Source organism: Actinacidiphila alni (assembly GCF_900112845.1).
GTDB classification, from domain to species: domain Bacteria; phylum Actinomycetota; class Actinomycetes; order Streptomycetales; family Streptomycetaceae; genus Actinacidiphila; species Actinacidiphila alni.
The window spans coordinates 393227-413190 of sequence record NZ_FONG01000004.1 but is presented as its reverse complement, the minus strand read 5'-3'; the positions used below and the strand labels follow the sequence as shown (position 1 = coordinate 413190).

21 protein-coding genes are annotated in these 19964 nt (G+C 73.9%); 13 read left to right on the top strand and 8 right to left on the bottom strand.

Features of this window, described 5'->3' with window-relative positions:
- Positions 1-16 precede the first annotated feature (16 nt).
- The 4 genes from BM076_RS09735 to BM076_RS09720 all read right to left on the bottom strand — a co-directional run bounded on the left by BM076_RS09735 (position 17) and on the right by BM076_RS09720 (position 3015).
- Positions 17-676: an alpha-ketoglutarate-dependent dioxygenase AlkB family protein gene (locus tag BM076_RS09735; protein WP_093713011.1), complete on the bottom strand. Its 660-nt coding sequence runs from the start codon at positions 674-676 to the stop codon at positions 17-19.
- Positions 673-1437: a FadR/GntR family transcriptional regulator gene (locus tag BM076_RS09730; RefSeq protein ID WP_093713010.1), complete on the bottom strand. Its 765-nt coding sequence runs from the start codon at positions 1435-1437 to the stop codon at positions 673-675. Before BM076_RS09730 ends, BM076_RS09735 begins: the two co-directional genes overlap by 4 nt.
- Before the next feature lie 115 nt (positions 1438-1552).
- Complete coding sequence (locus BM076_RS09725) at positions 1553-2347, bottom strand: polysaccharide deacetylase family protein (protein WP_093713009.1); 795 nt, start codon at positions 2345-2347, stop codon at positions 1553-1555.
- Positions 2348-2490: 143 nt separating this feature from the next.
- A complete protein-coding gene (locus tag BM076_RS09720) occupies positions 2491-3015 on the bottom strand; it encodes a winged helix-turn-helix transcriptional regulator (protein ID WP_245795901.1) in 525 nt (174 codons plus the stop codon).
- Positions 3016-3138: 123 nt separating this feature from the next.
- Between BM076_RS09720 and BM076_RS09715 the strand changes: the two genes are divergently transcribed.
- Entirely contained in the window at positions 3139-4596 is a 1458-nt protein-coding gene (locus BM076_RS09715) for an MFS transporter (RefSeq protein WP_093713008.1), read from the top strand.
- Between the two features lie 9 nt (positions 4597-4605).
- On the opposite strand, the gene BM076_RS09710 is transcribed toward BM076_RS09715, so the two are convergent.
- On the bottom strand, positions 4606-5544 hold the full coding sequence (locus BM076_RS09710; RefSeq protein WP_093713007.1) for a 5'-3' exonuclease: 939 nt from the start codon (positions 5542-5544) through the stop codon (positions 4606-4608).
- Between the two features lie 71 nt (positions 5545-5615).
- Between BM076_RS09710 and BM076_RS09705 the strand changes: the two genes are divergently transcribed.
- Positions 5616-6359, top strand: coding sequence for a helical backbone metal receptor (locus BM076_RS09705; protein WP_245795899.1), 744 nt, complete (start codon positions 5616-5618; stop codon positions 6357-6359).
- 35 nt (positions 6360-6394) lie between these two features.
- Here BM076_RS09705 and BM076_RS09700 read toward each other — a convergent pair whose 3' ends face one another.
- Entirely contained in the window at positions 6395-7516 is a 1122-nt protein-coding gene (locus tag BM076_RS09700) for a TDT family transporter (protein WP_245795897.1), read from the bottom strand.
- A 184-nt stretch (positions 7517-7700) separates the two neighbouring features.
- Here BM076_RS09700 and BM076_RS09695 point away from each other — a divergent pair, with 184 nt between their 5' ends.
- Together BM076_RS09695 and BM076_RS09690 are read left to right on the top strand one after the other, a co-directional pair.
- Complete coding sequence (locus tag BM076_RS09695) at positions 7701-8615, top strand: LysR family transcriptional regulator (RefSeq protein ID WP_245795926.1); 915 nt, start codon at positions 7701-7703, stop codon at positions 8613-8615.
- A gap of 58 nt (positions 8616-8673) precedes the next feature.
- Positions 8674-9666, top strand: a complete 993-nt coding sequence (locus BM076_RS09690; RefSeq protein ID WP_093713046.1) for a DUF2510 domain-containing protein — start codon at positions 8674-8676, stop codon at positions 9664-9666.
- 75 nt (positions 9667-9741) lie between these two features.
- Here the strand turns inward: BM076_RS09690 and BM076_RS09685 are convergent, their stop codons facing one another.
- Complete coding sequence (locus BM076_RS09685; RefSeq protein WP_093713005.1) at positions 9742-10944, bottom strand: amino acid deaminase/aldolase; 1203 nt, start codon at positions 10942-10944, stop codon at positions 9742-9744.
- A 379-nt stretch (positions 10945-11323) separates the two neighbouring features.
- Here BM076_RS09685 and BM076_RS09680 point away from each other — a divergent pair, with 379 nt between their 5' ends.
- The 4 genes from BM076_RS09680 (at position 11324) to BM076_RS09665 (ending at position 15271) form a co-directional block, all read left to right on the top strand.
- Complete coding sequence (locus tag BM076_RS09680) at positions 11324-12256, top strand: hypothetical protein (RefSeq protein ID WP_245795896.1); 933 nt, start codon at positions 11324-11326, stop codon at positions 12254-12256.
- A 179-nt stretch (positions 12257-12435) separates the two neighbouring features.
- Positions 12436-13629: a type VII secretion-associated serine protease mycosin gene (gene mycP / locus BM076_RS09675; protein ID WP_245795894.1), complete on the top strand. Its 1194-nt coding sequence runs from the start codon at positions 12436-12438 to the stop codon at positions 13627-13629.
- 9 nt (positions 13630-13638) lie between these two features.
- Positions 13639-14373 carry an SseB family protein gene (locus BM076_RS09670; RefSeq protein ID WP_093713002.1) on the top strand — a complete coding sequence of 245 codons (735 nt, stop codon included), beginning with the start codon at positions 13639-13641 and terminating at the stop codon, positions 14371-14373.
- Positions 14374-14515: 142 nt separating this feature from the next.
- The gene (locus BM076_RS09665; protein ID WP_093713001.1) at positions 14516-15271 is read left to right on the top strand and encodes an MIP family channel protein; all 756 of its coding nucleotides are present in this window, start codon (positions 14516-14518) and stop codon (positions 15269-15271) included.
- Positions 15272-15355: 84 nt separating this feature from the next.
- On the opposite strand, the gene BM076_RS09660 is transcribed toward BM076_RS09665, so the two are convergent.
- Complete coding sequence (locus BM076_RS09660) at positions 15356-15739, bottom strand: DUF1844 domain-containing protein (RefSeq protein WP_093713000.1); 384 nt, start codon at positions 15737-15739, stop codon at positions 15356-15358.
- A gap of 391 nt (positions 15740-16130) precedes the next feature.
- Between BM076_RS09660 and infC the strand changes: the two genes are divergently transcribed.
- The 5 genes from infC (at position 16131) to BM076_RS09635 (ending at position 19849) form a co-directional block, all read left to right on the top strand.
- Positions 16131-16796 carry a translation initiation factor IF-3 gene (gene infC, locus BM076_RS09655; RefSeq protein ID WP_093712999.1) on the top strand — a complete coding sequence of 222 codons (666 nt, stop codon included), beginning with the start codon at positions 16131-16133 and terminating at the stop codon, positions 16794-16796.
- Positions 16797-16904: 108 nt separating this feature from the next.
- On the top strand, positions 16905-17099 hold the full coding sequence (gene rpmI / locus BM076_RS09650; protein ID WP_093712998.1) for a 50S ribosomal protein L35: 195 nt from the start codon (positions 16905-16907) through the stop codon (positions 17097-17099).
- Positions 17100-17197: 98 nt separating this feature from the next.
- Positions 17198-17581 carry a 50S ribosomal protein L20 gene (gene rplT / locus BM076_RS09645; RefSeq protein WP_018564305.1) on the top strand — a complete coding sequence of 128 codons (384 nt, stop codon included), beginning with the start codon at positions 17198-17200 and terminating at the stop codon, positions 17579-17581.
- Between the two features lie 142 nt (positions 17582-17723).
- A complete protein-coding gene (locus tag BM076_RS09640) occupies positions 17724-18581 on the top strand; it encodes a TrmH family RNA methyltransferase (protein WP_093712997.1) in 858 nt (285 codons plus the stop codon).
- Positions 18582-18622: 41 nt separating this feature from the next.
- Positions 18623-19849 carry a sensor histidine kinase gene (locus BM076_RS09635; protein WP_177246388.1) on the top strand — a complete coding sequence of 409 codons (1227 nt, stop codon included), beginning with the start codon at positions 18623-18625 and terminating at the stop codon, positions 19847-19849.
- The last annotated feature ends 115 nt before the right edge of the window (positions 19850-19964 follow it).

The window sequence follows — 19964 nt, the reverse complement described above, 5'->3', positions numbered from 1 at the left end:
CCGTTGGCGGGGGTGCTCAGCCGGTCAGGCCGGTGACGCGCAGCGTCAGATTGAGCCGGCCGGCGGCCAGCCCCGTCGCCGGATCACCGGTGCCGGGCCGCACCTTGGGCACACCGTGGTACGCGAAGCGCGACGGGCCGCCGAAGACGAAGAGGTCGCCGGAGGCCAACTCCACGTCCGTGTACGGCTTTCCGCGCGTCTCGGTGTTGCCGAAGCGGAAGACGCAGGTGTCGCCGATGCTCAACGACACCACGGGCGCCGAGGACTTCTCGTCCTTGTCCTGGTGCATGCCCATCGTGGCGCCCTCGCCGTAGTGATTGATCAGCACCGTGTCCGGCGCGTAGGCCGCGCCCGCCGCCTCGTCCTCGTACGCGTCGGCCAGCGCGCGGCGGCCCAACTCGCTCAGCACGTCGGGGAATTCGGCGACCCGGGCGCCGTTCACGTCGTGCGCGATCCGGGAGTACGCGTACGGCCGCCAGTGCCAGCCCAGGCACATCGTCTGCACCGACATCACACCGCCGCGCGGCAGCCGGGTGTGCCGCATCGGCACCGGGCCGCGCGCCCACGCGCGGCACGCCGTCACCAACTCCCGCTGCTCGTCGAGGGAGAGCCAGCCCGGGACATGCACCGCGCCGGGCGCGGGGTGCGAACGCGGCCGGGGGATCAGGGCGTTCACGCGGCCCTGCCGAGACCGTCGAGTTCGGCCGTCAGCAGGCGTTCCGCGGTGTCCGCGTCACCGGCGACCACCGCGCCGACCAGCGCCTCGTGGCCCCGCGGGTCCGCCGGATGCGGGCGCCCGCGCAGCTCGGCGGCGCGCAGCGCGGGCGCGAACTCGGCGAAGAGACCGGTGAGCACGGGATTGCCGGCGGCGGCCACCAGCGCGCTGTGCAGGGCGAGATGGGCATCGACGCAGACGGGTCCGCCGGGAGAGGTCTCGGGGCCGGGACCCGCCGCCGACTGCGCGGGCCGCGGTACGGGGGTCTCCAGGACGGCGGCTTCCAGGATCGGGGTTTCCAGGACGGCGGTCCCCGGTACGGCCGCCGCCGGGATCTGCCGGGCGAGCGCGGCCCTGAGCGCGGTGATGTCCTGCTCGGTGCGGCGCCGGGCAGCCATCCGTACGGCCCGCGCCTCCAGCAGGGCGCGGACCTCGTGCACATCGGCGGTGGCGGCCCTGCCCAGCCGGACCGACCACTCCTCGACGGGCTCGGCCGCGATGACGAACACCCCGGCGCCCTGCCGGGTCCGCAGCATCCCGGCACCCGCCAGCGCGCGGACCGCCTCCCGGACCGTGGACCGGCCGACCCCGAGCGACGCGGCGAGCGCCGTCTCGCCGGGCAGCCGGGCGCCCACCGGCCAGCGGCCGGCCGCGATCCGCTCGCGCAGGTGCTGCGCGGCCTGTTCGACCAGTGGACTGGGGCGCGGCGTACCGACCGTCACGGCGTCTCACCTCTCAGATCCTCTGAGGAGTCGTCCCATGATCAGTTTACGCGGCACGCCCCGGCGGGCGACCCGGGCGGACCCGCGGTTCCGGGCGGACCCGCCGGTCCGGCCGTCAGGGCTTGTAGATCTTGCCCGGCTCGGGCTTGGCGGGCGCCAGCAGCTCGGGCACGGTCACCAGCGTGTACCCCTGCGCCCGCAGCGAGTCGATGATCCCCGGCACCGCGGGCACCGTCCCCTTGTAGAGGTCGTGCAGCAGGATGATCCCGTCCCGGTGCGCGTCCTTCATGATCCGCTTGTGGATCAGCGCCGAGTCGGTGGTGGCGTAGTCGCTCGCGGTGTCGTTCCACAGCACCAGCGACAGGCCCAGCTCCTTGCAGACCTTGGCCACCGTCTTGTTGGTCCTGCCCTGCGGCGGGCGCATCAGCGTCGGCCGGGTGCCGGCCAGCTTCTCGACGGAAGTGTCCACCCGCTCCAGCTCGGTACGGATCTCGGCCGGCTTGAGGTCGGTCAGCCGGCGGTGCGTCCAGGTGTGGTTGCCCAGCACACCGCGCTCGCCCATCTCCTTGACCAGCTGCGGGTACTTGTCCACGTGGTTGTGGCCCAGCAGGAAGAAGGTGACCCGCACCTTCTTCTCGTCGAGGACCTTCAGCAGCGCGGGCGTGTGCTCGCTGGGCCCGGCGTCGAAGGTCAGCGCGATGCACTTGGCCTTGCGGCAGTCCACGGCCCCGGCGGGCAGCGCGGCGGACGCGGCACCCTTCTTGTCCGCCGCCTTCACCGCGGCGTTCCGCGCGCTGCGCGGGGACTGCGTGTCGTAGGTGGTGCAGCCGCTCAGCGCGAGCGCCAGCGTCACGGCGGCCACCGCCGCCCCGGCGCACCCGCGTCGTATCGCCGATGGCTGTGCGGGCATGGCGGGTCCTCCGGAGGTCCGTACGGGAGCTGTGCGTCCGCTCTGCGGTGCCTGAGCGAACAGGTGATCACCGTACACACCTGCTATACACGCCTTGTATACCGGGGGGTCCTCCGCTGTTCGGATTCACCCGTCGATCGGATTCACGCGGAGGGCCGGACCGGGGTGAGGCTCGCCCGGGTCACGCCGTCGCCGCAGTGCGCGCACACCGGTTCCACGGCGACCCGCTCGCCGCAGGTGTGCCGGAATTCCACCGCGGGCCGCTCCACGGCCCACTTGTCGCCCCACTGGAGCAGCGCGAGCATCGCCGGGAACAGCTCGTGGCCCGCCTGTGTGAGGTGGTACTCGAAGCGCGGCGGGTGCTCGCTGTACTGGCGGCGCTCCACGACGCCCGCCGCCTCCAGCTTGCGCAGCCGGTCGGCCAGGATGTCGCGGGACGCCCCGGTGTAGCCCGCGATCCGCGCGAAGCGGTGCACCCCGTAGGCCATCTCGCGGACCGCGAGCAGCGACCAGCGCTCGCCGACGACCTCCAGCGCCGCGGCGAGCGAGCAGGGCCGTACGCCGACCGGCTGGTCGGCCATCGCGCGCAGCGGGACGCCGCCGCCGGCTCCCGTGTCCGCCGCCGTCCGGGTCCCCGCGCCCGCTCCCGCTGTCACGTTCGTGTCCATGGCCACAGCGTAGACCGGTCTGTTGTCTTCTCCTACTCACTGCTGCTAGCGTCCGTGGAGTCGGTAGGAAATCACAACACACTCACCGGCGGTCCGCTTCACCACCACACCCCGAGGGACGACATGACCATCCCCGAGCCGGCCACCGAGGACGCGGCACCGCAGGCCGCGCCGCCACCGGAACAGGACCCCGCCGCCCGGCGGCGCGCACTGCGGGTGCTGGCGCTCGGCAGCTTCGGTGTCTTCGTGGTCTTCCTGGACACCACGATCGTCAATGTCGCCTTCGAGACGATCAGCCACAGCTTCCACACCACGACCGGCGACCTGTCCTGGGTGCTCAACGCCTACAGCCTGGTCTTCGCCGCGATGCTCATCCCCGCCGGACGGCTGGCCGACCGCTACGGCCGCAAGCGGATCTTCCTGACCGGGCTCGGCGGCTTCGCGGTGATGAGCGCGCTGTGCGGCGCCGCGCCGCACGCGGGCGTCCTGATCGCCGGCCGCGCGCTGCAAGCGGTCTTCGCGGCACTGACCGTACCGACCTCGCTCGCGCTGATCCTGCCGGAATTCCCGCCCGCCAAGCGGCACGTCGCGGTCGGCACCTGGGGCGCGATGGGCGCCGCCGCGGCCGCGCTCGGCCCCACGCTGGGCGCACTGCTCACCCAATACGCGTCCTGGCGCTGGATCTTCCTGGTCAACGTGCCGATCTGCGCCGCGATCATCGCGCTCGGACTGCCGCTGCTGCGCGAGTCCCGCGACCCGAACGCCGACGGCCTGCCCGACCCCGCGGGCATCGTGCTGATCGCCGCCATGCCCGCGCTGCTGAGCCTGGCCATCATCGAGGGCCCGGACTGGGGCTGGTCCGACCCGCGGGTGATCGGCGCCTTCGTGCTGTCGGCGGCCCTGCTGCCGGTCTTCCTGTGGCGGTCGGCCGCCGCCGCCCGGCCGGTGATGGACCTGGCACTGTTCAAGGTCCGGCAGTTCCGGCTGGTCAACGCCGCTTCGCTGCTGTTCTCCGCGGCCTTCTACGGCATGCTGCTCAGCAACATCATCTTCCTGCAGACGGTGTGGGGTTACTCGGTGCTGCGGGCCGCGCTCGCCACCGTCCCCAGCCCGGTCGTGGTGACGCTGGTGGCCCGCAGGTCGAGCCGGCTCGCCGCCGCGATCGGCGCCCGGCCCGTCCTGCTGGCCGGCGCCGTGCTGTGGGCGGCCGGCGCGACCACGTACGCGCTGAGCACCACCGCGTCGCCGCACTGGCTCGCGCACTGGTTGCCCGCCAGCCTGCTGATCGGCCTCGGTATCGGGCTGACGCTGCCCGTCCAGTCCGGCGCCGCCGTCGAGGCGCTGCCGCCCGCCCGTTTCGCGGTCGGCTCCGCCGTCAACGCCAGCTTCCGGCAGCTCGGCGCGGTCCTCGGCATCAGCCTCTTCGTCGCCGTCCTCGGCACACCGGGACCCGGCGGCGTGCTCGACGGCTTCCACCGCACCTGGTGGGTCTTCGCCGTCCTCGGCCTGGTCAGCGCCACCTTGCTGTACGCGCCGCGACTGGGGCGTACGACCGAGGCGCCGGACGGGACCGCCGTCTGAGGCGACCGGTCAGCGCGCGCCCTTGGCGGCGAGGGTGTCAAGCAGCCGGGTCAGCGAGCCGCCGAGCCCCCAGCGCTCCGCCAGGGCCTCCAGCACCTCGGGGTCGGCGGGCTCGGCCGGCAGCGCCGGGTCGAAGGCGGGCAGCGGGACATCGGCGGCGACCGCGACGACCTTGGGCGCCACGTTCAGATAGTCGGCGGACTCGACGATGCCGCGCCGCCGGGCCGGGGTGAGCTTGGACATCGGGTCCGCCGCGGCGGCCCGCACCCCGGCCAGGTCGCCGTACTCGCCGATCAGCTGCGCGGCGGTCTTCTCGCCGATGCCCTTGACCCCCGGCAGCCCGTCGCTCGGGTCGCCGCGCAGCGCCGCGAAGTCCGCGTACTGATCGGCGCGCACGCCGTAGCGGTCCTGGATCGCCGCGCCGTCGACGACGTCGCAGTCGCCGACGCCCTTGCGCGGGTAGAGCACCCGCACCTCCCGCGCGTCGTCGACCAGTTGGAACAGGTCGCGGTCGCCGGTGACGATCGTGACCGGGACGCGGGACGCGGTGGCCAGGGTGCCGATGACGTCGTCCGCCTCGTAACCGGCCACGCCGACCCGGGTGATGCCGATCGCGTCGAGCACGGCCTCGATCACCGGCACCTGCGGGGAGAGGGTGTCGGGCACCTCCTCGACGCCCTCGGTGTCCTCGACCACGCGGTGCGCTTTGTACGACGGGATCAGATCGACCCGCCACTGCGGGCGCCAGTCCGCGTCCATGCACGCCACCAGCGCGGTGGGGGAGTGGTCGGCGACCAGCCGGGAGATGAAGTCCAGCAGCCCGCGCACCGCGTTCACCGGTGTGCCGTCCGGTGCCTTCACCGATTCGGGCACGCCGAAGTAGGCGCGGAAGTACAGGCTCGCGGTGTCGAGCAGGAGCAGTTTGCCGCCGGGCGTCTGGTCAGTCACGGCGTCAGCATGGCACGGGGGTCCGACAGCGCGTCGTACGGCGGCGCGGTGATTCGTCGTACGGTGGGCCGGTGGAACAGGGACGTGACGTCGTGCGCAGGGTGGTCTCGCTGGTGCCGTCGCTGACCGAGGCGGTCGCGGTCACCGCCCCGGAGCTGCTGGCCGGCGCCACCGACTGGTGCACCCACCCGGCGGACCTCGACGTCGTACGGATCGGCGGCACCAAGAATCCCGACGTCCCCGCGATCGTGGCGCTCGCCCCCGATCTGGTGATCGCCAACGAGGAGGAGAACCGCCCGCAGGACCTGGCCGCGCTGCGGGCGGCGGGCGTGCGCGTCCTGGTCACCGACATCCGCACCCTGCCGCAGGCGCTCACCGAACTGGAGCGGGTCCTGGTCGACGGCTGCGGGCTGGCCCGCCCCGGCTGGCTGGACGCCGCCGGTGCGGCCTGGCACGGCCTCGCCGCCGGTCTCGACGTGACCGCCGTCGTACCGATCTGGCGGCGGCCCTGGATGGTGCTCGGCCGCGACACCTTCGCCGGCGACCTGCTGGCCCGGCTCGGCGTCCGCAACGCGTACGCCGGGCACGCCGAGCGCTACCCGCGGATCCCGGTCGAGGAGCTGCGCGCGGCCGGCGCCGGCCTTGTGGTACTGCCCGACGAGCCGTACGTCTTCACCGCCGAGGACGGCCCCGAGTCCTTCCCCGGGCTGCCCGCCGCGCTGCTCAGCGGACGCCATCTCACGTGGTACGGGCCGTCGTTGGTGGAGGCGCCCGCCGTGCTGGGCGCGGCGCTGCGGGCGGCGCGTACGTACTGAGGGCGCGGGCCGAACCGTACGGGCCCGGCGCCGGCTCAGCCGGTCGGTGCCGCAAGCAGCCGGCCGCTCACCGTGCCGCGCAGGGTGCCCGCGCCCGCGGCCAGCCAGGCCGCGACCAGCAGCGCGTAGAGTCCGACCGCCAGCCAGCCGAGCGCGTCAAGACCGGTGTGCCGGGCCAGGCTCGCCGCGCCGGTCACACAGGTGCCGACGGGGAAGGTGAAGGCCCACCAGGTCATCGCGAAGGGCATCCCGCGCCGGGCCGCCCGCACCACCAGGGCGAGCGCCACCGCCAGCCACAGCAGCGCGAAACCGGTCACCGGCACCCCGTAGAGCACCGCGAAGCCGCGCAGCGCCGCGTCGTACGGTGCGGGCACCGTGCCGGGCGCGGCGTCCGCGGTCTGGCCGACCGCCGTCGTGGACTGCCCGAGCGGGCCCAGTACCAGGAACAGCGTCGGCGTCAGCGCGAGCGGCAGCGGACCGCGGCGCATCAGCCGCGACCACACCAGCGGCAGCATGATCAGCGTCGCCAGCAGGCTCAGCCCGAACATCGCGTAGCAGCCGAGCAGCAGAGCTTCCCTGGCCTGCCCGGCGCCCTCCGGCAGATGCGGGATCAGGGCGGGTCCTGTCGCCGCGGCGACCATCGGCGCCACGACCGGCAGCAGCCACACCGGCGACGCGTCGTCCAGCCCGATCCGGTGCTCGGCCACCATCAGATACGGCACCGCCGCCGCGACCAGCAGCGCTGTCACCGTGCCCGCCGTCCACAGCGCGGCGTCCACCGTGACGGCCGCGCGCTCCCCGAGCACCGGCGGCCCCACCAGCAGCGTGCCCGCGCCGACGGCGAGCAGCGCCATCGGCAGGCAGCCGTAGAAGGAGGCCACCGCCGGGTCGCGCAGATGGCGCCGCGCCTGGTCGGTGTGGAACGCCCAGTGCGCGGCCCGTACGGTCAGCACCGCGACCAGCAGCGCCGCCGACAGCGCCCACACCACTGTGCACGCGTCCCGCAGCCACCGCCGGTCGCCCGGCAGCGCCACCCCGGCGTTCGCCACGATCGCGGTCCCCATCACCGTGGCGTACCAGTTCGGCCCGACGTGCCGCGCCCTCGGCATCCGGGGGCGTACCTGCGAAAACGGCTGTGCGACAGGAAGAGTGGCCATACCCCGACGATCCGCCTCCCGGCCCCGCCCCGGTAGAGCCCGGCCGGCTATGAGGGCATAACGTGGACTTATGACCCCCAGCGCACCCGAGACCCACCCCGCGGACCCCGCGGACCCCGCCGAGCCGACGCCGCGAGCCGCCGTCGCGTCGCCGTTGGCGCGGCGGGTGCCGGACCTCGCCGCGATGGAACTGCTGCTCGCCGTGGCGCGGCTGGGCAGCCTGGGGCGGGCCGCGCGGGAGTTGGGGATCAGCCAGCCCGCGGCGAGCGGGCGGATGCGGGCGCTGGAGCGGCAGCTCGGCGTGGCACTGGTGCGCAGGTCACCGGGCGGCTCGCGGCTCACCGACGAGGGGGCGCTGGTCAGCGAGTGGGCGCGGAAGGTGCTGGAGGCGGCCGAGGCGTTCGACGCGGGCGCGCGGGCACTGCGCGGCCGGCGGGACTCGCGGCTGCGCGTCGCGGCCAGCATGACCGTGGCCGAATATCTGCTGCCCGGCTGGCTGATCGCACTGCACGGCAGCCTCCCGGGCACCGCGGTGTCGCTGGCCGCGGGCAACTCGGTCACCGTCGCCCGGCAGGTCGTCGCGGGCGGCGCCGACCTGGGCTTCGTCGAGGGCGTGGACGTACCGGCGGGGCTCGACGCCGCGGTCATCGCGCACGACCTGCTGCTGGTCGTGGTCGCCCCCGGCCACCCGTGGGCCCGCCGCCGCAAAGCGCTGACCGCGGACGAACTCGCCGCCACCCCGCTCGTCCTGCGCGAACCGGGCTCCGGCACCCGGCAGGTGCTCGACGCGGCGCTCGCCGGCCACGGCGGCCCCGCCGTACCGCTGCTGGAACTGGCCTCGACCACCGCGGTGAAGGCCGCCACCGTCAGCGGCGCCGGCCCCGCGGTGCTCAGCGAACTGGCCGTCGTGGAGGAGCTGGCCGCCCGCCGCCTGGTCCGGGTGCCCGTCACCGGCCTCGACCTCGGCCGGTCGCTGCGCGCGGTGTGGGCGGCCGGCCACCGCCCGGCGGGCCCGGCCCGCGACCTGCTGACCCTCACCCGCCGGGCACCGCGCCCCGGCACCTCCCGGACCGTGAAAGGCGGGACGGCACGGGTGTGACCGGGCTGTGACCGACGCCCTTACGGGATTCTCATGCGAGGGCCATAGGGTGACCGCCGTGACGACGACGACCCCGCCCGGCTGGTATCCAGAACCCGGGCACACAGGCAACGGCCCGGCCATGGAACGCTGGTGGGACGGGAGTACGTGGACGGAGTACACCAGGACGGCGCCTGTCGCCGCGGACGCCCCGCCGCCCTACCCGGGCTATCCGCAGCAGCCGGCGTATCCCGGTGACGTGCTCGCGGGCGGACCGGGCGGTGGCGGCCGGCGGACCGGCGCGGTGGTCATCGCGATCGTGGCCGCGCTCGTCCTGATCGGCGGCGTGGTCGCCGGCATCCTCGTCCTGGGCAAGGACGACAACAAGGACAAGTCCGCGTCGCCGACGCCCAGCGCGACCAGCCCCGGACGCCGCCAGGCACCGGCGCCGCAGCCCTCCGACCCCGGGCAGCAGTCGCCCGACCCCGACTCGCCCGACGGCTCGCAGGGCCCCGACGGCGGCAGCGGCGGCAAGGCCGTCGACGGCTACGACGGCATCAGCCTCCCGGTGCTCAGCGGCTGGACCGGCAACTCGGGCGACAACGGCATCGGCGCCAGCGTCGTCACCGGCGGCTACCCCTGCCCCGGCGACGCCAGCAAGGACTGCGTGCGCGGCGGCGTCTTCGCCCAGCCCGCCGAGGCGCTCAAGCTCACCGCCACCAGCGCGGAGGCCGCCGCCAAGCAGGACATCGCGCCGAACGCGGCCGACTCGTACAGCACCGACATCTACGGCGCCACGACGTCGCACCAGCAGTTGGAGTCGAAGCCGGTCACGGTCGCGGGCAAGCAGGGCTACATGGTGCGGTGGAAGGTCGTCACGAAATCCGGCACCAGCGGCTATGTGGAGTCGCTCGCCTTCCCCTCGCCGCGCGACCCCAAGAACATCGCGGTGGTCCGCTTCGGCTTCGACGTCGGCGGCAACGCGCCCGGTCTCAACGTCATGGACCAGATCACGCAGGGCATCAAGGCGGACAGCAGCGGCGGCAGCAGCACCGGCGGCACCGGAGTCTGACAGCTTCGCCGGTACGTCTGTGTGCGGGAGGGCGACACCCCACGGGGTGTCGCCCTCCCGCACGGAAGACGGCGGCTACAGGAACGTCTTGCCCTCGCCCCGGTACGTCGGCACCGTCGCCGTCACCCGGTCGCCCTCGACCAGCTGCAACTCGGCGAAGCGCTCGCACAGTTCACCGGCCTTCGCGTGCCGGAACCACACCTTGTCGCCGATCAGCAGATCGTCCGCGGCCGACCCCAGCAGCGGCGTCTGCACCTCGCCAGGACCCTCCTGCGGGTCGTAGCGCAGGCCCTCGGGCAGATACGGCACCGGCAGCCGGTCGGGACCTGCGGCGCCCGACGCGGGGTAGCCGCCGCCGAGCACCGTCACCACGCCGACCCCCGGCCTGCGCACCACCGGCTGCGCGAAGAGCGCGGCCGGACGCCCGTGGAAGGACGTGTAGTTGTCGAACAGCCGCGGCACATAGAGCCCGGAGCCCGCCGCGATCTCGGTGACCGCGTCCTCGGCGGCCGTGCTCTGCACACTGCCGGTGCCACCGCCGTTGACGAATTCCAGCTCGGGCGCGACCGCCCGCACCGCGCGGACCGCCTCCGCCCGCCGCGCCGCCAGCTCCTTGCGGGCCGCCGCCTGCATCAGCCGTATGGCGCGGGACCGCAGCGGCCGGCCCGCGACCGCGTCGCCGACCCCGGCCACATGCCCCTCGTACGCCATGATCCCGGCCAGCCGGAAACCCGGCCGGGCGCTGATCGTCCGGGCCAGCGCCGCCATCCGCCCCGGGTCGTGCAACGGTGACCGCAGGGCGCCGATCCGCAGCCGGCCGCCCAACTTCCGCAGACTGGTGTCCAGTTCGAGACAGACCCGGACGGTCTCAGCGCCACCGCCGCGGGACGCGTCGATGAGGTCGAGCTGCGCGACGTCGTCCACCATCACCGTGACGGCCGCGGCCAGCTTGGGATCGGCGGCCAGTTCCGCGAAGCCGTCGCGGTCCGCCGACGGGTACGCCAGCAGCACGTCGGTGAAGCCCGCGCGGGCCAGCCACAGCGACTCGGCGAGCGTGAAGGACATCACGCCCTCGAAGCCGTCGCGGGCCAGCACCCGTTCCAGCAGCGCCCGGCAGCGCACCGACTTGGACGCGACGCGGATCGGTTTGCCGCCCGCGCGGCGCACCAGATCCGCCGCGTTGGCGTCGAAGGCGTCCAGGTCCACGATCGCCACGGGGGCGTCCAGATGAGCGGTGGCCCGGTCGTAACGGGCCCGGTCGGCAGCGCGATCTGACATGTCGGGCAGCTTGCCAGACCGGGGCTACCGCGCGGTAGGGGCGCGGGCTCCCGGACACCGGTACGGCCGGATGTACCCGCCCGGCGGACGGCCGCGGCGCCCACGGGCGCGGGAGGGCCCGGCAACCCCGTAGAGTGACGCGCACGCCGTGAGGACATGTCACAAGGGGGCGCCGGTGAGCACTGGAGTGGACAACGGAGGAGGCTCCACGTCCCCGTCGTCCTCTTCGGGCCCCGCGTCGCACCACCCCGACCCCGGAGGACCCGTACCGGCCGCCGCGCCGCTCCGGACGCCGCATCAGGCACAGCAGCCGGCACCGGACCAGGCGCAGCGCCCGGCACCGGATCAGGCACAGTCCTCCGCGCCGCCGGCGCCCCCGGTGAGCCTGGCGCCCACCGCCTTCCCGATCGTCCCCCCGCCGCCAACGGAGGCGCCGCAACCGGGATGGCCCGGGGGACCGCCCGGACAGCCGGGACCGTACGGCGACGGACGGGCCGCGCCGCAGGGGGCGCCGCGCGGCCGCAGGGCCCGGGCCTGGGCCGCGGTCTGCCTCGTCCTCGGCGTCGGACTGATCGGCGGAGCCGTCGCCGGCAGCGCGATCAACCACAAGCCGCGTACGGTGCCGCCGCCGGTGAACGGCAGCGTCGAGGCGTTCGCCGCCGTCCGTCAGGTGTGGCGCAACACGCCCGTCGACGCACTGTTCCCGCCGACAGTGTCCGCGAAGGGCGCGGGCCCCGGCGGGGCCGACCGTACGTGGAGCCGGATCGGTGTCGCCGCGCCCGCCGGCTGCACCGCCGCGTTCGACCCGCTGCTCCAGCAGGTGCTCGCCCCCGTCGGCTGCGGCAAGCTGCTGCGCGCCACGTACGTGGACAGCACCTCGACCACGGTCACCACCGTCGGCCTGCTGGTCACCGCGGCCGAGTCGCCCACGATGCGCGGGCTCAGCAGCCGGTGGAGTTCCCAGCACCTCGGCGACCGCACGGACCTGCTGCCCCGCCCGGTGGCCTTCCCCGGCACGGTCGCCGCCTCCTTCGGCGCCCGGCAGCGCGGCAGTTGGGACGTGCAGGTCGCGGCCGACCTGCCCTTCGTCGTCTACGCCGTGACGGGATTCGCCGACGGCCGCGCCGTCGACCCGCAGGCCGCCGACAAGGCCACCAAGCCCGGCGCCACCAGCGTCCCCGCCCAGGCCGGCCTCGGTTACGACGCGACCGGTCTCGCCTCCGCCGTCGACGACCGGCTGCACGCCGCGGTCACCACCCTGCTCCGCCCCTCGGGCGGCACGACCCCCGCCCGCACGGGAGCGCCCCGATGAGCCGCCGCCGTCCCGCAGACCGTTCCGAACACCGCCCCGAGCACTGCTCCGGCGGCGGCCCGGCACGCCAGTCCGACGGCGGTCCCGCACACCGTTGCGACTGCCGCCCGGTCCGCCGTCCCGACGGCAGTTCCGCAAGCCGTCCCGGCCACAGGCCCGAACACCGCCTCCTCCGCCGGGTGTTCTGCGCCCTCGCCGCCGGCGCCGCGCTGCTCGCGGTCGGCGCGCAGCCCGCCGCGGCCGACGCGGTGCGCAACGCCGACTGGGCGCTGACCGCGCTGCACGCCGAGAGCGCGTGGCGCACCAGCCAGGGCGCCGGGGTGACGGTCGCGGTGCTCGACACCGGGGTGGACGCGACGCACCCCGACCTGACCGGGCAGGTGCTCAAGGGCAAGGACATGATCGGCTTCGGCGCCGGGCCGGGCGACCGCTACTGGGCCAAGCACGGCACGGGAATGGCCGCGATCATCGCCGGGCACGGCCACGGCTACGCCGACGGCTCCGGCGTCATGGGCCTCGCGCCCAAGGCGAAGATCCTGCCGGTCCGGGTGATCCTGGAGGACAAGGACCCCAAGCGGGCCAAGGCCCGCAGCGACCGAGGCAACGCGCTGCCCGACGGCATCCGCTGGGCCGTCGACCACGGCGCCGACGTCATCAACCTCTCGCTCGGCGACGACAGCGCCACCGCCGCGCCGGTCGCCGCCGAGGACGAGGCGATCCGGTACGCGCTCGGCAAGGGCGTCGTCGTGGTCGCCTCCGCGGGCAACGGCGGCGAGGAGGCCGACCGTTCGTCCTACCCGGCCGCGTACCCCGGGGTGATCGCGGTCGCCGCCGTGGACCGCGACGGGCAGCACGCGGGCTTCTCCACCCGCCGCTGGTACGCCTCGGTCTCCGCCCCCGGCGTCGACGTGGTGATCGCCGACCCGGACCGTACGTACTACGAAGGCTGGGGCACCAGCGCCGCGTCCGCGTACGTCTCGGGCGCCGCCGCGCTGATCCGCTCCGCCGACCCGAAGCTGAGCCCGGCCCAGGTCAAGCAGGTGCTGGAGCGGACCACCAGGGACCGGCCGGCCGGCGGGCGCAGCGACGAGATGGGCACCGGCCTGATCGACCCGGTCGCGGCCCTGAAGGCCGCGGCGAAGCTGAAGGCGCAGCCCGCGGTGCCCGCCGCGGCCGGCTACCCGCACCGCTACTTCGGCCCGGGACCCGTCCCGCCGGCCGACCCGCCCGCGCCCTCGCGCGTCCTGGGCGACGGTGTCGCCACCACCTTCGCCGTCATCGGCGCGGCCCTGGTGCTGGCCGCCGCGCTGCTGTGGTTCCGGCCCGGCCGCGGCCCGCGGCCCGCACGCGGCCCCGCGGCGGACGGCGGATAGGGTTCCGGGGTGGCGCTGAAGAACATCCCGGACCCCGGTTTCTCCGACGACGACGGCTCGGCCGACGCGGCCCTGACCGCCGCGCTCGCCGACTACGCCAAGGACGCGGGCACGGAACCGGCCGTCATCGAGGCGCTGCACGGCGCCCGGCTGCTGGTACCGGTGGTCGCGGTGCTCGGCGAGGCCGAGACCGGCGAGGACGGGCTGCGCCGCGAGAAGTCCAGCGACATGGCGGTGCCCACGATCCAGGCACCGGACGGCCGCCGCGCGCTGCCCGCCTTCACCTCGGTGGCGGCACTGGCCCGCTGGCGGCCGGACGCCCGGCCGGTCGCCGTACCGCTGCCGCAGGCATTGCAGGCGCTCGCGCACGAGCGGGCCGACACCCTGCTGATCGACCTCGCGGGGCCCGTCACGTACGAGCTGACCGGCCCGGCGCTGCGCGCCGCCGCGCTCGGTCCCGGCCGCGCCGACCCGGTCGCGGACCCGGCGGTGCGCGAGGCGCTGCGGGCCGCGGTGGCCGCGGAGCCGGGCGTCGTACGCGCCCACCTCACCGCGGGCACCGGCGGCGACGGCACGCTCGGCCTGGTACTGGCGCCGGACGCCGACGTCCGCGAGACCGGCCGGCGGATCGCCGCGGCGCTGGCCGCCGACGAGGTACTGCGAGTCGGCCTCGTGCGCGGCCTCGACCTGGCGCTGCTGCCGCCGGACGCCCGGCTGCCGGGCGAGCCGCTCTTCGCCCGCTGACGGCGTCGGCCGGTCCCGGGAACGTCATCGGACGCATAGAGCGCATATGACAAGAAGTCGTGCTATATGCCCCAAGATGTGACTTCTGTTCCATGAGCCCACAATGGCGAGTGCAGGCTGTGCTCGTCACAAGGGAGGCCCGATGGACAAGCGAACAGTCACCTGTGAATTCCTCGGCACGCTGCTGCTGGTCTTCTTCGCCGTGGGAGCCGCCGTGCTGTCCGGCGAGTACATCGGCACCCTGGGCATCGCGCTGGCCTTCGGTTTCGTGCTGCTCGCGCTCGCGTACACCTTCGGCCCGATCTCCGGCTGCCATGTGAACCCGGCGGTCACGCTGGGCATGCTGGTCGCCCGCCGGATCAATGTGCGGACCGCGGTGGAGTACTGGATCGCGCAGTTCGTCGGCGCCATCGTCGGTGCCGCGCTGCTGCTGCTGGTCGCCAAGCAGGTGCCCGGACTCAAGACGCACGGCGCCTTCGGCACCAACGGCTACGGCTACCGGTCCGCGGTCGGCATCAACATCGCCGGCGCGTTCATCGCCGAGGTGATCCTGACCTTCCTGCTGGTCTTCGTGGTGCTCGCGGTCACGCACAGGATCGCGGTGGTCGGCTTCGACGGCCTGCCCATCGGTCTGGCGCTGGCCGTCATCCACCTGGTCGGCATCCCGCTGACCGGCACCTCGGTGAACCCGGCCCGCAGCCTGGGCCCGGCGCTCTTCGCGGGCAGCCCGGCGCTCTCGCAGCTCTGGCTGTTCATCGTTGCGCCGCTGATCGGCGGCGCGCTCGCGGCACTGGTGCACCAGGTGACCCACCCGGCGCTGGCCGCGGTCAAGGCCGCCAGGGCCGCGGCGGTGGACGCGGCCCTGGCCGAGGAGGCCACGGAGGACGGGACGGCCTGAGCCGCCGGCCGGTCCGAGGCGTCCTAAGCGTCGGTACGGCCCGAAGCGTCAGTACGGTCCGAGGCGTCCGTACGGCCCGGACCGTCAGACGTAGACGGGACCGGTGAACTTCTCGCCGGGCCCCTGGCCGGGCTCGTCCGGCACGATCGACGCCTCGCGGAAGGCGAGCTGGAGCGACTTGAGCCCGTCCCGCAGCGGCGCGGCGTGGAAGGAGCTGATCTCGGTGGCGCTCGCGGTCACCAGACCGGCCAGCGCCTGGATCAGCTTGCGGGCCTCGTCGAGGTCCTTGTGCTGCGGCCCCTCCTCGGCGAGCCCCAGATTCACCGCGGCGGCGCTCATCAGATGAACGGCGACCGTGGTGATCACCTCGACCGCCGGCACGTCCGCGATGTCACGGGTGAGACTGTCGAAGTCGGGGGTCTGCTCGCTGCGACCGGTGCCCGGGGCGGATGCGGTGCTGTCACTCATGCCGCACACGATATGCCCCGTCCGGCCGATTACGGGCTTCGGTCGGGCTTTGGTATGCTGGAAGCACGACCGGCCGGACACGCGTGTGCTCATGTGCGTTCACGTACAGGACATGTGAGTGACCCGGCCATCAAGTGGAGGCTCCGATCTCCCACCTGGTCGGCCCTCCGGCCGACGGGTCACCGGTCAGACGGTATCGGGTCAGCAGTGCCCCGGACACCGTCCGATGCGCCCCGCGGAATAACGCGGCGGTGCTCCCCGGTTGTGAGGAGCCCCGCCTGTGTGCCGTACGGGGCGTTTTTTGCGCTCCTGGTACGGGGTCGGGTGACCAGAAGAAGACTCAAGCGCGGCTGTCGGCCAGTCAGTCGCGTGGTGCAACCGAGGAGGCCCCATCAGCGCCGAGCCCCGCATCAACGACCGGATTCGCGTTCCCGAGGTTCGACTTGTCGGTCCCAGCGGCGAGCAGGTCGGCATCGTGCCGCTTGCGAAGGCCCTGGAGCTTGCGCAGGAGTACGACCTCGACCTGGTCGAGGTCGCGGCGACCGCCCGTCCGCCCGTGTGCAAGCTCATGGACTACGGGAAGTTCAAGTACGAGTCGGCCATGAAGGCCCGTGAGGCGCGCAAGAACCAGGCGCACACGGTCATCAAGGAGATGAAGCTCCGGCCGAAGATCGACCCGCACGACTACGACACCAAAAAGGGTCACGTCGTCCGGTTCCTCAAGCAGGGTGACAAGGTCAAGATCACGATCATGTTCCGTGGTCGCGAGCAGTCCCGGCCCGAGCTGGGCTACCGGCTGCTCCAGCGGCTCGCGGAGGACGTCCAGGAGCTGGGGTTCATCGAGTCGAACCCGAAGCAGGACGGCCGCAACATGATCATGGTCCTCGGTCCGCACAAGAAGAAGACCGAGGCGATGGCCGAGGCCCGCGAGGCGCAGGCCGCCCGCAAGGCCGGCCGCTCCGGTGAGGCACCGGCGGACGACGCCGACAGCGCGGACAGCGCCATCGATGACGCCGCCGCCGTTCAGAGCGAGGCCCAGGCCCAGGCCGACGCCTGAGACGAGAACGACCCCGGAGCCTCCGGCTCCGGGTGGTAATGCAGGACTGACGCTCTCCGTGCGCCCAGCGGCGGACGGGAGGGCCAGCGACGAGGAGACTACGGCGCCATGCCGAAGAACAAGACGCACAGCGGTGCGAGCAAGCGCTTCAAGATCAGCGGCTCCGGCAAGGTGCTGCGTGAGCGCGCCGGTATCCGCCACTACCTGGAGCACAAGCCGAGCTCGAAGACGCGCTCCCTGAGCGGCACCGTTGAGGTCGCCAAGTCCGACGCCAAGAAGATCAAGAAGCTTCTCGGCAAGTGACGGCCGCGCCCCCTCGGGGGCGCATCGTCCCGGACCGGGACCCCCATCGTTTCCGGATCGCGTGAGTTCCCCCGCGGTCCCCTAGAAGGAGTCATCAAGTGGCACGCGTCAAGCGGGCAGTCAACGCCCAGAAGAAGCGCCGGGCAATCCTCGAGCAGGCCAGCGGCTACCGCGGCCAGCGTTCGCGCCTGTACCGCAAGGCCAAGGAGCAGGTCACCCACTCCCTGGTCTACAACTACAACGACCGCAAGAAGCGCAAGGGCGACTTCCGTCAGCTGTGGATCCAGCGGATCAACGCCGCTGCCCGCGCCAACGGCATCACCTACAACCGCTTCATCCAGGGCCTGAAGGCCGCCAACGTCGAGGTCGACCGCAAGATCCTCGCCGAACTGGCGGTCAACGACGCGAACGCGTTCGCGGCGCTGGTCGAGGTCGCGCAGAAGGCGCTGCCCTCCGACGTGAACGCGCCCAAGGCGGCCTGATCCAGGCACGCCGCGCCGACACGGTACGGATCCGGGCCCGCGGGTGGTTTCCTCCCCTGCGGGCCTGTTCCATGCCCGGCGCCCGACGTCACGACCCCCGCGGCCGCCGGCCCCACCCCGTACCCCGGAAGGCGGAACACCCATGCCAGCCCCCGAGCTGACCTCGTTGCGGTCGACGCGTGTCACCGCCGCGCACCGGCTGGCCAAGCGCAGCTTCCGCGGCAAGGAACGCCGCTTCCTCGCCGAGGGGCCGCAGGCCGTACGGGAGGCCATCGCGCACCCCGGCGGCGACACCGGCCGCACCTTGGTCGAGCTGTACGCCACCCCCGAGGCCGCCGAACGGCACGCCGACATCGTGGCCGCCGCCCGCGGCGCCGGCGCGCCCGTGCTGACCGCGACCCCCGAGGTGATGGCGGAGATCTCCGACACCGTCACCCCGCAGGGCCTGGTCGGGGTCTGCCGCTTCCTCGACTCGCCGTTCGAGGAGATCCTGCGCGCCCGGCCCCGGCTGGTCGCCGTCCTCGCCCACGTCCGCGACCCCGGCAACGCCGGTACGGTGCTGCGCTGCGCCGACGCGGCAGGCGCCGACGCGGTGGTGCTCACCGACGCGTCCGTCGACCCGTACAACCCCAAGGCCGTCCGCGCCTCCGCCGGCAGCCTGTTCCATCTGCCGGTCGCCGTCGGCGTGCCCGTCACCGCCGCCGTCAGCGGGCTGCGGGCCGCGGGGGTGCGGGTCGTCGCCGCGGACGGCGCGGGGGAGCGGGACCTGGACGCCGAACTGGACGAGGGCACCATGAACGGCCCCACCGCCTGGATCTTCGGCAACGAGGCATGGGGACTGCCGGCGGAGACCCGCGCACTGGCCGACGAAGTGGTGCGCGTTCCGATCCACGGCCGCGCCGAGAGCCTCAACCTCGCCACGGCCGCCGCCGTCTGCCTCTACGCCTCCGCCCGCGCGCAGCGCGCGCCCGGAGGGTGCCGCAGCGTCACATCCACCTAGTAGGGTGGCGGCCCGGGGGCCCTGAAAGGGGAGTGGCGGGGATGGATGTGACGGTGCCGGAGGACGAGGCGCGCAGCGCCGTTCTGGGCCGGACCGCGGCCGGTGCGCGGCAGCCCGCGGCCACCGGACCCGGCCCCGCCGGGCGCGGCGGTCACCCGCCCGCGGCGCTTCGGCCCGCCGCGGAACCGCCGGTCACCGGCGCCCACGACCTGATCGGCCTCGACCCCGACGACCTCCCCGACGGCCTGGTGATCGCCGACGAACGCGGCCGGGTCATCTGCTTCAACTCCGCCGCCGCCCGGATCACCGCGCTGCGCCCCGGCGACGTGCTCGGCGCCCCCGTCGAACGCGCCCTGCCACTTGAGGACCTCGAAGGCCGCCGCTGGTGGACGGTCACCGACCCCTACGGCGGCCTCGCCATCCGGGTCGGCCAGCCGGAACGCAATCTGCTGCTGCCCGGCGGCCGTGAGGTGCTGGTCTCCGCCCGCTACGTACGCGACCACCCCACCGGTCCCGTGCGCCGGCTGGTGGTCTCGCTGCGCGGCACCGAGGCCCGCCGCCGTACCGAACGCAGCCACGCCGAGCTGATCGCCACCGTCGCCCACGAACTGCGCTCGCCGCTCACCTCGGTCAAGGGCTTCACCGCCACGCTGCTCGCCAAATGGGAACGCTTCACCGACGACCAGAAGAAACTGATGCTGGAGACCGTCGACGCCGACGCCAACCGGGTCACCCGGCTGATCGCCGAACTGCTCGACATCTCCCGGATCGACTCCGGCCGCCTGGAGGTGCGCCGCCAGCCGGTGGACATCGCCGCCGCCGTGCAGCGGCACGTGGACGGCCAGGTCGCGGCCGGACAGCGGCCCGACCGGTTCAGCGTGCAGGTCGTCCAGCCGCTGCCCGCGCTGTGGGCCGACCCCGACAAGGTCGACCAGGTGCTCGGCAATCTGCTGGAAAACGCGGTGCGGCACGGCGAGGGGACTGTCACCATCGACGTAGCGCCCTCGTACACTCCGCAGGAGCGGAGCTGCACCGGCACGGCTGTGACCGTGAGCGACGAGGGCCCCGGCATTCCGGAGGAGTCGATGGGCCGCGTATTCACCCGCTTCTGGCGGGGCAGCAAGCGCGGCGGCACCGGGCTCGGCCTGTACATCGTCAAGGGCATCGTCGAGGCGCACGGCGGCACCATCGCGGTCGGCCGCGCCCCCGGCGGCGGCGCCCAGTTCCGATTTATCCTGCCCGTCGGGGCACCCGCTTTCATGGCCTGACCGGCCACGCGGGCAGCGGCAGCGCCGGAGGCACCGTCCCCGGCGGGCCGGAAGCACCCCCCGACGGGCGTGATCAGGCCGTCCACGCGGCGCCGGTAGAATCGGACCCCGGTAT

What these genes read in the sequence shown, in the direction of transcription:
- BM076_RS09725 (WP_093713009.1), bottom strand. Translation starts at nt 2,347, where the DNA reads ATGCCCGCACAGCCATCGGCGATACGACGCGGGTGCGCCGGGGCGGCG.
- BM076_RS09665 (WP_093713001.1), top strand. Translation starts at nt 14,516, where the DNA reads ATGGACAAGCGAACAGTCACCTGTGAATTCCTCGGCACGCTGCTGCTG.
- BM076_RS09720 (WP_245795901.1), bottom strand. Translation starts at nt 3,015, where the DNA reads ATGGACACGAACGTGACAGCGGGAGCGGGCGCGGGGACCCGGACGGCG.
- BM076_RS09660 (WP_093713000.1), bottom strand. Translation starts at nt 15,739, where the DNA reads ATGAGTGACAGCACCGCATCCGCCCCGGGCACCGGTCGCAGCGAGCAG.
- rpmI (WP_093712998.1), top strand. Translation starts at nt 16,905, where the DNA reads ATGCCGAAGAACAAGACGCACAGCGGTGCGAGCAAGCGCTTCAAGATC.
- BM076_RS09685 (WP_093713005.1), bottom strand. Translation starts at nt 10,944, where the DNA reads ATGTCAGATCGCGCTGCCGACCGGGCCCGTTACGACCGGGCCACCGCT.
- BM076_RS09700 (WP_245795897.1), bottom strand. Translation starts at nt 7,516, where the DNA reads ATGGCCACTCTTCCTGTCGCACAGCCGTTTTCGCAGGTACGCCCCCGG.
- BM076_RS09695 (WP_245795926.1), top strand. Translation starts at nt 7,701, where the DNA reads ATGGAACTGCTGCTCGCCGTGGCGCGGCTGGGCAGCCTGGGGCGGGCC.
- BM076_RS09640 (WP_093712997.1), top strand. Translation starts at nt 17,724, where the DNA reads ATGCCAGCCCCCGAGCTGACCTCGTTGCGGTCGACGCGTGTCACCGCC.
- BM076_RS09635 (WP_177246388.1), top strand. Translation starts at nt 18,623, where the DNA reads ATGGATGTGACGGTGCCGGAGGACGAGGCGCGCAGCGCCGTTCTGGGC.
- BM076_RS09715 (WP_093713008.1), top strand. Translation starts at nt 3,139, where the DNA reads ATGACCATCCCCGAGCCGGCCACCGAGGACGCGGCACCGCAGGCCGCG.